This is a genomic window from Maribacter sp. ACAM166, assembly GCF_005771495.1.
In the GTDB taxonomy this organism is placed as follows: domain Bacteria; phylum Bacteroidota; class Bacteroidia; order Flavobacteriales; family Flavobacteriaceae; genus Maribacter.
This window is the reverse complement of sequence record NZ_VAUW01000027.1, coordinates 47,156-59,657: the sequence shown is the minus strand read 5'-3', so window position 1 is coordinate 59,657 and position 12,502 is coordinate 47,156. Positions and strand designations below refer to the sequence as shown.

The following is a 12,502-nucleotide window of genomic DNA, read 5'->3' as shown; positions in this document are numbered from 1 at the left end:
CAGGGAAGTTAAGACCGTTTGCGCCGATGGTACTGCTATATCAAGTGGGAGAGTAGGTAGCCGCCTTTTTCGAAAGCCCCTTACAGAAATGTAAGGGGCTTTTTTTATACCCGAAATCCAGATGGCCATATAATAGCTGATGCATTTTAGTATATTTAGGGAACTAAATAAATGCTATGAATAAGATATGCTGTTTTTTCATTTTATGTTTGACTACTATAATAGGTATTAGGCAAAAATATTAGTTAGTATAAAGAGGAAGAATTCTACGTTTCTAACGCCTCTGAATTGTGCCCTAAAAGACTTTATTTTAGCATTGAAAGATTCTGCCGAAGCATTTGTGCTCCTATTGTCAAAGTAGTTGGGTATATTTTTGTAATGAATCGACATACTTCTGGCAATGGTGTTGAAACTTTTGAATTTGGCCTGTCTCACTTTTTCGTCCCATTTGGCGAGGGGTATTAGAGCAGAAGTTTTGTCTTTTGTGTTGTTGAATATCCAAGATAGGTTTTGGCATAATTTGTATGCTTTTTCGAAATCAGGATATCGCTTAAAAAGAATTTCTGCTCTTTCTGATTGATTTACTGTCCATTTACTACTGGATTTATATAATAAATATCTGCTTCGAGCTAAGAGTTGTTTTAAAGTATCTCCATTGGATAGTAGTACTGGTGTGTATTTTAAGGATTTGCTTCTAGCGTTTTCTATAGCGTCATTCTCAGGATCTAGTGCTTCCCACCTATGTTTGATTCTAATTTGCTGTAATGCATCTAGGGCTAGCTTTTGAACATGGAACCTATCTATGGCTAGTGTGGCGTTTGGAAATTATTTTTTAACGATTAGTCCTATATTACCCGCCATGTCTAGGGTGACCTCCTTGACTTTCTTTCGTTGTTTTAAAGGAATCTTATGTAGTATTGTTATAACAGATTCCGCTTTAGGTTCCTTTAACCATAGTAATGATAGCTCCTTTCTTTTCTTTTGCTTTTTTATTAGTTAGAATGGTATATAAATCCCCATTTGAAAAAGCAGTTTCATCTAGAGATAGGTGACTTCCTATATTCTTTGGGAACAACGTCCAATCTTTTGCTTGTGATTTTTGATTCCAAGATTTGAAATTGCTTAAATAATCTTTGTATTGCCGTTGTAAACTTCTTGGGTTTACACCATAGAACTTCGCTACAACCGCCGTACTAGAAGCGTTGTTACTAATAGACATATATTCTTAATAGAACGAGATCAATTTTATATAGCTATAAGTAGCGATTGGCTATTGACAGGCCTTGTTCTATTATAATAAAGAAAACATGCAGTGGAAATATATTTCCATTGCATGTTTCTTATAGTTAAAACCCCTATTAAAAGTTAATTCGTTTTCAGAATCATTCATTAAAATCCATTATACGTATTTAAAATATACAAAGAATAGAAGCTGATTTACAAATCAAATTTAATACCCTGGGCTAAAGGTAGTTCGGTTGTGTAGTTAATTGTATTGGTCTGTCTTCTCATATATACTTTCCAAGCATCAGAACCACTTTCTCTACCGCCACCGGTTTCTTTCTCGCCACCAAATGCGCCTCCAATTTCAGCCCCAGATGTGCCTATATTCACATTTGAAATACCACAATCACTGCCCCATGCAGAAAGAAAATGTTCAGCTTCTCTTAGGTTATTTGTCATAATGGCTGAAGATAATCCTTGAACAACGCCATTTTGTATAGCAATAGCATTTTCGAGTTCACCAGAGTACTTTAATAAATAAAGAACAGGAGCGAAAGTTTCATGCTGTACAATTTCAAAATCATTTTTAGCTTCTGCAATGGCAGGTTGAACATAACATCCACTCTCATAACCTTCACCTTCTAATACACCACCTTCTACAATTAGTTTTCCACCTTCGGAAATTACTTTTTCCAAAGCTTTTTTATACTGAAGTACGGCATCGGTATCGATTAATGGTCCGACATGGTTGTTTTCATCTAATGGGTTGCCAATTCTTAATTGCTTATATGCAGCAACTATGGCATCTTTTACCTTGTCATACATTGACTCATGAATAATTAATCTTCGTGTCGATGTACAACGTTGGCCAGCTGTACCTACAGCACCGAATACGGCGCCTATTACGGTCATTTTTAAATCTGCATCTGGTGTGACGATGATGGCATTATTACCTCCTAATTCCAATAATGATTTGCCCAGTCTCGCTGCTACAGTTTGGGCAACTATTTTACCCATTCGTATAGAACCAGTGGCAGAAACCAATGGGATACGATTGTCTTTGGTCATGTATTCACCAACCGTATGATCACCATTTATTAGACATGAAATACCTTCTTGTAGATTATTGGCCTTAAGAACTGCCGCGGCTATATTTTGACAAGCGATACCGCATAACGGTGTTTTTTCAGAAGGTTTCCAAACACATACATCTCCACATATCCATGCTAATGCAGTATTCCAAGCCCAAACCGCTACTGGAAAGTTAAATGCTGAAATAATTCCGACAACTCCCAAGGAGTGATACTGTTCGTACATTCTATGACCAGGTCTTTCGGAATGCATGGTCAAGCCGTGTAATTGTCTCGATAGGCCCACTGCAAAATCACAGATATCTATCATTTCTTGAACTTCTCCTAAACCTTCTTGATAACTTTTTCCCATCTCATAGGAAACCAATTTTCCTAATGGTTCTTTAAGTTCTCTTAGCTTATCTCCAAATTGTCTAACGATTTCTCCACGTAGGGGTGCAGGTTTGGTTCTCCACTCCTTAAATGCAGCTGTTGCAGTAGTCATTACTTTTTCATAATCTGCTTGTGAAGTCGTCTTCACCTTAGCGATTAAAGATCCATCTACTGGGGAAAATGATGAAATGATGTCTCCTGATGCAAAATTATTGGAACCAGTAGATGTACCATCATTAATATCGTTGATTCCTAATGCTTTTAAGGCATCATGTATTCCAAATTCTGTGGCTATTTTTGACATTTTATAACTTTTTAAGCGATTAATGTTAGATTTTACGAAAATACAAAGAATATTATGCATTGGACATGCCAATGTCTTACAATGAAAATTTTATGATTGCCCAAAACGTGAATCCTATTAAAGCTGGAACACTTTGAATAAGGAATATTTTTTTTGAAACTGAATAGCCACCATAGATTCCAGCTACTACAACACATCCTAAAAAGAACAGGGCAATATTAGCTGACCATACTGGGGTGCTAATAAAAAAGGACCAAATGAGTCCTGCTGCCAAAAAACCGTTATACAAACCTTGGTTAGCAGCCATTTGTTTTGTAGGTTCAAATAGGTCTTGAGGGAAATGTATAAATACTTTTCTTCCTTTAGTTGTCCATGCAAACATTTCCAAGTAGAGGAAATAAATGTGCATTAGTGCAACCAGTGCCGTAATTGTTTTTGCAATAAGTATCATGCTTCTTTCGCAATAAAACGTTCGTCTACGGGCATTACAGTACCGCAGTTTTCACAGGTTCTTAATTCTTTGGAACTATAAAAGTGCTTGAAATGTGATAAGAAATCTTTTTCAATATCATTGAGGGTAAAATAAGCTTCGTATAATTTGTGGTTACAATTGTCACAAAACCATAATAGCCCATCGTCAACGTTCATATGTGCTCTTTTGCGCTCAATAACCAAGCCAATAGAGCCTTCTTTTCGTACAGGTGAATGTGGTACTTTAGCAGGGTGTAGATACATATCTCCAGGCCCTAATTGCATCGTTTTCTTACGACCGTTTTCTTGAATATGAACTTCTATAGTACCTTCTAACTGATAAAATAGTTCTTCCGTTTCATTATAGTGATAGTCTTTTCTAGCATTAGGTCCTGCTACAATCATTACAATGTAGTCGCCTGCATCTTTATATAGATTCTTATTGCCAACAGGGGGCTTAAGCATTCCCCTATTTTCTTCTATCCATTGGGTAAGATTAAATGGTGCTTTAATACTCATCTGTTCAATTTTAAGTGAAAGTTAAAAAAACTGTTTACCCTTACCTAAAACTAAAGCATAAAAAAGCCTTTGAATTACAAAGGCTTTTTTTTGTAAAATTATTAGAATTGACTATCTAAAAAATAGCTGAGTAAAGTAAAGGTCTCCATTGCTGTTTGGTCTAATGCTTATTGCAGAATAATTATAATCACCTTCAATATTTTTTCTATGTCCTGGGCTATCCAACCAAGCTTCGAAAGCGTCTTCAAGAGTATCGTAATTTCTTGCCACATTTTCTGCTACAAATACAGCCTCTGTTCTTTTTGAAATATTTTCTGCACGTTCACTAAATTTATCGTGGCTAGTGTTTCCTTTTTCAATCATATAGTCTGTATGAATACCTGCATAATAATATGTAGTACTTTCAAAAACCATTTCATTTAAACCGATACTAGCTCTAAAGTTATTAATCATGTCAAAAAGTTCAGCTTCTAAAGTATTATGTATATCAGAAGAAACTAAAGTTACTTTAGCTGATAAGTCATCAGTATTATCTTGGTAACCTGCAAAGTTTTCGTATTTGGAACAAGAGGATAATAAAACTACACTCAATGCTAAATAGGGGAAGGCTAATTTCATGTTGGGAAACATTTTATTATGAATTATGTTTCAAATGTAGACTCAAGGTTGATTTCTGAAAGAATAATCTCCATAGCGGTAATGAAAAAATCGTTAAGCTGCCAAATAAGGCAGAACGGATACCTATCGATTAAGTACATAGTTCATTTCATCGTGAAAAAGTGTAATTCGTGTGATTTTTCCCACTTAATTATCTACACAAATCAGAGTAACCTAGAGTAGTTAAAACAGAACCCTCTTGATGTTGTTTTTAAACGGAAAAATATGCTTTTAGCCTAATTTTGTCTATTGCTTGTAAAAAAGTTGGGTGAAATAGTAATTACCTAAATTATCTGTTTTAACACTGATACCCGTGTGGGTAAAATCCCCTTCCATAGTTTTCTTGTGGCTGCTGCTGGTATACCAAGATTGAAAAGCTTCAACCGCTGTTTGATAATCTTTAGCTACATTTTCTGCAACCATATCAACGGTAACTTCAGAATTGATGTTAGATGCTCTCGAGCTAAAATTGTCATGGCTAATACTACCTTTAGCAATCATGTAGTCGGTGTGAATGTTGGCATATTTGTAGGCAACATTGCTAAATTTAAGTGGGATAGTGTTTAAAGCTAACCTGTGCTCATTTACAATTTCCAGTAGGTCTTGTTCAATTGTAATTGCATTTTCTGCTTCTATAACAGGCATACCCTCAATAGGATCACTTGTGCAAGAACCAAAAAATACTACAAATAGGACAGAGACCGCATAATGCAATTTCGTTTTCATATAGTGTCATTTTGTAATATAGCCTTTTGGCGTAGCGCAGTAGGTAAGTAAGATGAGAATGTTCTAAGTTCTCTATCGATAGGGGGTATCGATAGCGTAATAGTATACAAAAAATGAATTCAGCAGGGAAACTATAAATTTTATTCGATGAAGTGTTTAAAATCTAGGAATAAGCGCTTTAAATGATTGCTAAATGGAAATAGAATCTTGAGGAAATTCCTTTGACAATGCTTCGTTCTCCAGCACCTTATAAAAAATCAATGCGCCTATATCTTTTATGGGTTTATATAATATAGATTCTTTTTTGGTATTCTCATCCATCAGGTTAAATGTGTTGTCCATACGGTCAAAAAATATGAAAGCAGCACCTAATAAGATTGCTACTTTTAAAGTACCGAATAGGGCACCGGCAATTTTGTTTAAAAGTCCGAGCATAGCAAAATTGGCAACTTTGGTTAGTAATTTACCTACTAAGTGTACACTGATAATAATAAATATAAATGTAATAATGAAGGCGATGATGCTCATATTGCGTTCATTCCATTCTAGATGTTCTGATAAATAATCGCCCGTTACATATGAAAAGTGAATTGCTCCATAAATACCAGCAATTAATGCAACGATAGAGGCTATTTCCATAAAAAGGCCATTTTTAAGGCCTTTCCATAAGCCCCAAACCAAAGGAATTCCAATAATTATATCTAAAAGCCCCATTCGTAAAGTGTTTTCGCAAATATAGAACTTTGATTTGTACCTTTGAAAGGTCTAAACAATAGTACTGAAGGACAGAATTATTATGGCTAGGGATATACAGTTAAAAGAGCGATGGAATTTTTTGGTGGAAACGCTATCAATAAAATTTTCTGATGGTGATCCATTAGAATTGGATGCAATTATATATTTGGTAGGTGTTCAAGAATTAGGACAATACCATAGAAAATATAAGAAAGATGATAAACTAGATTTAATGCATATTGCTATTTGTCGTCTCTTGGAGCCTTACGGATTTTATGAGTTTAGTTTTTTTGATGAGGATGGATGGCCACATTACACTATAAATGAGGAATTACCCCCGTTAAAGGCGGGTGAACAAACGGTGCTTATGAAAGAAGCAATTGTCAATTATTTTTTAGAAAAAGAATTCATTAAATAAACATTGTCAAGTCATATTCACCCATAATAATCGCATCAAAAGAGACTAGAGTACAATCTTCAATAGTGCTTTGGTCACATAAAATGTTTTTCAGGAAGTCTTCATTAGTCCCTTTTTTGAATTAGTTGTTAAATCAGCTATATTTAAGAAAATAACATACACAAATGTCAAGGCAATTTATAATATCATTAGATCAAGGTACTACAAGCTCAAGAGCTTTATTAGTAAATCATGAAGGTGCTATACAAGGGATGGTTCAAAAGGAATTCAAACAGATTTTCCCTAAATCTGGATGGGTTGAACACGACCCAAAAGAAATAGTATCCTCACAGATGGAAGTTTTACAAGAACTCTTGAAGCAAGAAAAAGTTGAACCATCAGAAATACTTGCTATTGGGATTACCAACCAAAGAGAAACTACGGTGGTATGGGATAAGAATACTGGAGAGCCGATTTATAATGCTATTGTTTGGCAAGATAAGCGGACAGCTGATATTTGTGAGCATCTCAAAAAAATCGGACTAACCGAGCATGTTAAAAAAACTACAGGACTTGTTATAGACTCATATTTTTCTGGAACTAAAGTTAAATGGATATTAGATAATGTTGAAGGAGCAAAGAAAAAAGCTGAAGCCGGTGATTTATTAATGGGAACTATAGATACTTGGTTAGTTTGGAATATGACAAAAGAGCATAATCACATTACCGATTACACGAATGCTTCTCGTACTATGATGTATGACATTGTAAATTTAAAATGGGATGACAAAATGCTGAAAGCCTTAAGCATACCCAAAAGTATGCTACCAGAGGTAAAACCATCGGCGGCGTATTTTGGAGATTATGAATACGATGGTGTGAAAATACCGATTACTGGTATAGCGGGCGATCAACAAGCGGCACTTTTTGGTCAAGGTTGTTTCAAGAAAGGTTCGGCAAAGAATACCTATGGCACAGGTTGCTTTATGTTAATGAATACTGGAGAAGAGCCTCAGTTTTCTAAAAACGGATTATTGACTACTATAGCATATGGTTTAAATGGAAAAGTAAATTATGCTTTAGAAGGTAGTGTTTTTATTGCAGGTGCAGCAGTACAATGGTTAAGAGATGGACTTGAAATTATTAAGGACGCCAAGGAAACAGAAGAACTGGCTAATTCTATAGAAGGTGAAAATTCTGTGTATGTAGTTCCTGCATTTGCAGGACTTGGAGCTCCCTATTGGGACATGTACGCAAGAGGGGCTATTTTTGGTTTGACCCGTGACACAGGCAAGGCTCATATTGCAAAGGCAACGTTAGAATCGCTCGCTTATCAAACTAAGGATATATTAAAGGCAATGGAAGATGATTCGGGTATTCAATTGAAGAACCTGAGAGTAGATGGTGGAGCGTGTGCCAATAATCATTTGATGCAATTTCAAGCAGATATTTTAGATTCGGAAGTTCACCGACCTGAGATCATAGAATCGACTGCTATGGGTGCAGCCTATTTAGCGGGTATTCAAGTAGGTTTATGGAAGCAATCTGATATTGATGAGAGCCGACCAATGAACCGTATTTTTAAACCCACTTTTGATCGGGTAAAAAGGAAACGTTTATATAAAAAATGGCAAAAAGCCGTTGAGCGCTGTAAAGGTTGGGAAGAAGATTGATTCTTAGAGATTTTATTTTACAATTATATAATTCAATCAAGCATATTTTAGAGCAATACTACCCATATCTTTGATATTGGGATTAGGTGTGAAATGAATTCAGCCTAATTGTGATATCATGCGAAATTTTAATTAGTGAGTCAGATTTCACCATTAAAAATTAAATAAACATCTACTGATGAAAAACATAAAATTTACCAATTTAGAACGTCAAAAGACGATTGATACTATAGAAGGAGAAGATTTTGACTTAGTCGTTATTGGCGGAGGCATAACAGGTGGGGGTATTGCTTTAGATGCTGCTTCACGTGGGCTTAAGGTTGCTTTGCTAGAGAAAGGTGATTTCGCCTCGGGTACAAGCAGTAAGTCAACTAAGTTAATACATGGAGGACTTCGTTATTTAAAACAATTTGATTTTTGGTTGGTAAAGGAGGTAGGTTCTGAACGTGCAATTGTACATAAATTGGCGCCTCATTTAGTATTGCCTGAAAAAATGTTACTACCCTTAATTGAAAATGGTTCTTATGGCAAATGGCTCACTTCAATAGGTCTTAAAGTTTACGATATTCTAGCGCAAGTTTCGGGAGATGACAAACGAAAAATGTTAAAAAAGAAGGAAGCCATGAAATTGGAGCCTTTGTTGCCAAAGAAGATTCTTAACGGTGCGGGGTACTATGCTGAATATAGAACGGATGATGCGCGTCTTACAGTAGAAACTATAAAAACCAGTTTGCTTTTTGGAGCGAAAGCGTTGAATTATGCAAAGGTGAACGAGTTTTTGTACGTAAATGAAAAAGTAGCAGGGGTTAAGGCAACAGATGAGATTACTGGTAAGGAATTTACCATAAAATCAAAATACGTAATAAGTGCGGCCGGCCCATGGGTTGATGAATTAAGGAGTTTGAATAATTCGAAAAAAGGAAAACAACTTCACCTTACCAAAGGGGTGCATTTGGTTTTCCCATATGAGAAATTACCGGTCAAACAATCCGTTTATTTTGATATACCAGATGGTCGAATGATGTTTGCTATTCCGAGAGGTAAAATCACCTATGTAGGTACTACAGACACAAATTATAATGACAGTAAGGATAATGTTACAACAAATATAGCAGATGCTATCTATTTGATTTCTGCAGTAAATAACATGTTCCCTAGTATCGATTTAGAACTGGGCGATATTGTTTCATCTTGGGCAGGGCTGCGCCCATTGATACATGAAGAAGGTAAATCTACCTCTGAACTATCGAGAAAGGATGAAATTTTCGTTTCTGATACGGGTTTGATAAGTATTGCTGGGGGTAAATTAACAGGCTACCGTAAAATGGCCGAACGAGTTGTTGATCGTATTGCCAAAAGAATGGAGGAGGAGTACGAGACTGAACTTAAGGATTGTTTTACCGAAAAAATATTTCTTTGCGGTAATGAAGATTTTAGAAAGTTCAAGCATGTAAAAAAATACATTACTGAAATTTATAATCGAATAAAGGATGATGGATTTACTGAACATGACGCTTGGTTTTTGGTAACCAATTATGGTAAGCAAACAGAGGTTATTTTAGATAATTACTTAAAGCTTGTTGAGAAGGATAAATATGTTCGCTTAGCAAAAGCTGAACTTACCTTTGGAATTGATTATGAAATGGTGCAAAATCCGATGGATTTCTTTATTAGACGTACAGGTAGGCTGTATTTTGATATTGATAGCATTAGAAGGCTTATGAATCCTATTCTTAAAGAATGTCAAAATAGATTCGGGGTGCCTGATAAAACAGTAGAAGATTGGAAAAAGACTTTAGAAGCTGATTTAAAGGAGCATTCAGATTTTTCGTTGACTCGAGACTGATAAATTCCATTCAATTGGCTTTCTTATAGAACTGCAATCCGTATTGGGTTTCTGAGAAGGGTCGTTGTAAAATTCTTCTGTGATTTGAAAAAAGCATGAATTAAATAGGGCGTGGCTATCATCTTGAAAGATGATGCCATAACCATTTTCTAAATGTTTCAGAGCCTCAATGGCGTAACGAACAGGTCTTACAGGGTCCAAACCATCACTCGCCATTAACGTTGGGATATTTGAAATTACAGGTTGATTTTCAATTTCAGAAGCTCTGTAAGAATGCCAATTGGCTAATGTGCCAAATCAAAGGAGGCAGATTCTTCTCCAAGTTCTGAATGTTATAGTAAAGAATTAAAAGCGGCTGTAATGTCAGTAAAAGGAAGTTCTTCATAGGTCAATACCGAAAAACTCATTGGTAAATTTATAAGTCTGTAAAGCTGCGTTATTTTGTTTAATTCGTTAATTAATGGTTCGTTGTCTTTATTTTCTTAGGCTTCGATAATCAATGGAATACTTGCAATTGAATTGCGGTCGTAGAGTGATTGTTTTAGTACTAGAAGAGCATCTCTTTGGTTTAAAATAAATTCCTCACCTTCAAAATCAAATCGCAAAGGCTCGGTTTGTAATTTATTCAAGACGTTTAATAATCGCTCTTTTAAATTTGGAAATCTGTTATTACAATCTTCATCGTTTTCGCAACGTTTACAAATTTTAAAAAGTGAACTTTCGAAATTTTGACTGAAGTCAGATAATAAATTTGATTCTGGTGCTAAAACGGAAAGAAGCACAGCACTTCTTACGCTTTTTGGAAAATCACGCATTATTGTGAATCCTAACTTTTAGCCGTAAGAACCGCCAAAAAGATTCCATTTTTTATAGCCTAACTCTTTGCGTAAATCTTCAAAATCGGCGGCAATTTCCTTACTGTTGTACCCGGAAAGGTCAACTTCATCATGTTTTATAGATTCTTTGCATTCATCTAAAAGGTCATTTAGAGCTTTAAATTCCTCTACCTTGGTATAATTTTGCCTTAAAATTGCTATTGCAGCTTCACCAGATTCGATACAGTTAGCTTCAGAAAGACCTGTTCCGCGTTGGTCCATCAATATAATGTCTCGCTCATTTCGTAATTGATAATTTTTCCAGAAATTTTCCATTGTCAAAGTTGGTGCACTTGGGCCACCTTGCGAATAGACAATAGGGTCTTTTTTTGAATCAATGTTTTTCGCTTTTAAAACTTTGTAGACAAGTTTCAGTAAACGAGAATCAGACTTTTCACGATTTTCGGACACCACTAAGGTTCCGCTGATAATTTATTTTTGGGGAGTAGTATTACAGGCACTGAATATAATTGCAAAAAAGAATATTATCCAAGAACGCATACTACTATCGATTAGTTCATTCTATGATAAGGAACTTTCTCTAATTCAATTTATCTGTAAGAGCAAGAAATACCTTCTTAGGGTTTTTGTTCTCGTAAAGTACTTGGTAAACGGCGTCTATTATAGGCGTCTTCACTTTTTTAGTGAAATTTTCTTTGATAGTATATGCACTTTTGGCAGCGTAATAGCCTTCGGCTATCATACTCATTTCCATCTGAGCACTTTTTACCGTATATCCTTTGCCGATCATATTTCCGAACATTCTGTTTCGGCTAAAAGTGGAATAACCTGTTACCAATAAATCGCCTAAATAGGCAGACTTATTAATATTACGGTCAATATTATGAATACGCTTGGTATACCGCTTCATTTCCCGAATGGCATTGCTCATTAATACACTTTGAAAATTATCACCATACCCTAATCCATGCGCAATACCGGCCGATATAGCATAGATATTCTTCAACATAGCTGCGTACTCAGTACCTATGATATCCTTGCTAATATTAGTTTTAATATAATTGCTTGATAGATTTTGGGCAACCAATTCAGCCTTATCGGTATCTGCACAGGCAATGGTCAAATAAGAAAGGCGTTCCAAGGCAACTTCCTCGGCATGACAAGGTCCGGTTATGACACCGATATTTTCGAAAGGTATCTTATAGATTTCATGAAAATGTTCACCTACGATCATTCCTGATTCTGGCACGATTCCTTTTATTGCAGAAAATATAATCTTATCCTTTATGGGTGTTTTAAGTTTTTCCAATTCCTCAACTAAAAACGCAGATGGAACAGCAAAAATTAATATATCTGCAAAGTTTACAGCCTCATTTATATCATCTGTTAAAAATAATTGTTCAGTCTTGAATTCGACCGAAGTAAGATAATTTGGATTGTGTTTTTGAATTTTTATATAGTCTATAGCATCAGAATTACGCATGTACCATCCTATCTTTTCTTGGTTGTTGGTCAACATCTTAACGATGGCGGTTGCCCAGCTCCCTCCTCCTAATACTGCAAATTTCGCATCCTTTTTCATACTACAAACTTACCAAATATTTACATGGTTATGATGCGTTGATAAACAAGCCTATATGGTTTTTGGCAT

15 protein-coding genes are annotated in these 12,502 nt (G+C 35.5%); 3 read left to right on the top strand and 12 right to left on the bottom strand.

Features of this window, described 5'->3' with window-relative positions:
* Positions 1–228: 228 nt before the first annotated feature.
* From ES765_RS22400 to ES765_RS15680, 8 genes are all read right to left on the bottom strand, one after another.
* A complete protein-coding gene (locus ES765_RS22400) occupies positions 229–804 on the bottom strand; it encodes a transposase (protein ID WP_249356505.1) in 576 nt (191 codons plus the stop codon).
* Positions 805–937: 133 nt separating this feature from the next.
* Positions 938–1,219 carry a hypothetical protein gene (locus ES765_RS22395; protein ID WP_249356501.1) on the bottom strand — a complete coding sequence of 94 codons (282 nt, stop codon included), beginning with the start codon at positions 1,217–1,219 and terminating at the stop codon, positions 938–940.
* Between the two features lie 218 nt (positions 1,220–1,437).
* Positions 1,438–2,991, bottom strand: a complete 1,554-nt coding sequence (locus tag ES765_RS15705) for an aldehyde dehydrogenase family protein (RefSeq protein WP_138115260.1) — start codon at positions 2,989–2,991, stop codon at positions 1,438–1,440.
* A 76-nt stretch (positions 2,992–3,067) separates the two neighbouring features.
* Positions 3,068–3,442: a DUF1304 domain-containing protein gene (locus ES765_RS15700; RefSeq protein WP_138115259.1), complete on the bottom strand. Its 375-nt coding sequence runs from the start codon at positions 3,440–3,442 to the stop codon at positions 3,068–3,070.
* Positions 3,439–3,981: a 3-hydroxyanthranilate 3,4-dioxygenase gene (locus ES765_RS15695; protein ID WP_138115258.1), complete on the bottom strand. Its 543-nt coding sequence runs from the start codon at positions 3,979–3,981 to the stop codon at positions 3,439–3,441. Before ES765_RS15695 ends, ES765_RS15700 begins: the two co-directional genes overlap by 4 nt.
* 111 nt (positions 3,982–4,092) lie before the next feature.
* Positions 4,093–4,599 (bottom strand): CAP domain-containing protein, encoded by a 507-nt coding sequence (locus ES765_RS15690; protein WP_171017323.1) that lies wholly within the window; start codon positions 4,597–4,599, stop codon positions 4,093–4,095.
* Between the two features lie 285 nt (positions 4,600–4,884).
* Complete coding sequence (locus ES765_RS15685) at positions 4,885–5,364, bottom strand: CAP domain-containing protein (RefSeq protein ID WP_138115256.1); 480 nt, start codon at positions 5,362–5,364, stop codon at positions 4,885–4,887.
* 189 nt (positions 5,365–5,553) lie between these two features.
* Positions 5,554–6,078: a CvpA family protein gene (locus ES765_RS15680; protein WP_138115255.1), complete on the bottom strand. Its 525-nt coding sequence runs from the start codon at positions 6,076–6,078 to the stop codon at positions 5,554–5,556.
* An 82-nt stretch (positions 6,079–6,160) separates the two neighbouring features.
* Here ES765_RS15680 and ES765_RS15675 point away from each other — a divergent pair, with 82 nt between their 5' ends.
* The 3 genes from ES765_RS15675 to ES765_RS15665 all read left to right on the top strand — a co-directional run bounded on the left by ES765_RS15675 (position 6,161) and on the right by ES765_RS15665 (position 10,015).
* A complete protein-coding gene (locus ES765_RS15675; RefSeq protein ID WP_138115254.1) occupies positions 6,161–6,517 on the top strand; it encodes a hypothetical protein in 357 nt (118 codons plus the stop codon).
* 164 nt (positions 6,518–6,681) lie between these two features.
* Positions 6,682–8,169, top strand: coding sequence for a glycerol kinase GlpK (glpK, locus tag ES765_RS15670; protein WP_138115253.1), 1,488 nt, complete (start codon positions 6,682–6,684; stop codon positions 8,167–8,169).
* A gap of 178 nt (positions 8,170–8,347) precedes the next feature.
* The gene (locus ES765_RS15665; RefSeq protein ID WP_138115252.1) at positions 8,348–10,015 is read left to right on the top strand and encodes a glycerol-3-phosphate dehydrogenase/oxidase; all 1,668 of its coding nucleotides are present in this window, start codon (positions 8,348–8,350) and stop codon (positions 10,013–10,015) included.
* On the opposite strand, the gene ES765_RS15660 is transcribed toward ES765_RS15665, so the two are convergent.
* The 4 genes from ES765_RS15660 to ES765_RS15645 form a co-directional block, all read right to left on the bottom strand.
* Positions 9,989–10,231: a hypothetical protein gene (locus ES765_RS15660; protein ID WP_138115251.1), complete on the bottom strand. Its 243-nt coding sequence runs from the start codon at positions 10,229–10,231 to the stop codon at positions 9,989–9,991. The genes ES765_RS15665 and ES765_RS15660 overlap by 27 nt on opposite strands.
* A gap of 266 nt (positions 10,232–10,497) precedes the next feature.
* A complete protein-coding gene (locus ES765_RS15655; RefSeq protein WP_138115250.1) occupies positions 10,498–10,830 on the bottom strand; it encodes a hypothetical protein in 333 nt (110 codons plus the stop codon).
* 18 nt (positions 10,831–10,848) lie between these two features.
* A complete protein-coding gene (locus ES765_RS15650) occupies positions 10,849–11,301 on the bottom strand; it encodes an alpha/beta fold hydrolase (protein WP_138115249.1) in 453 nt (150 codons plus the stop codon).
* 130 nt (positions 11,302–11,431) lie between these two features.
* A complete protein-coding gene (locus tag ES765_RS15645; RefSeq protein WP_138115248.1) occupies positions 11,432–12,433 on the bottom strand; it encodes an NAD(P)H-dependent glycerol-3-phosphate dehydrogenase in 1,002 nt (333 codons plus the stop codon).
* Positions 12,434–12,502 lie beyond the last annotated feature (69 nt).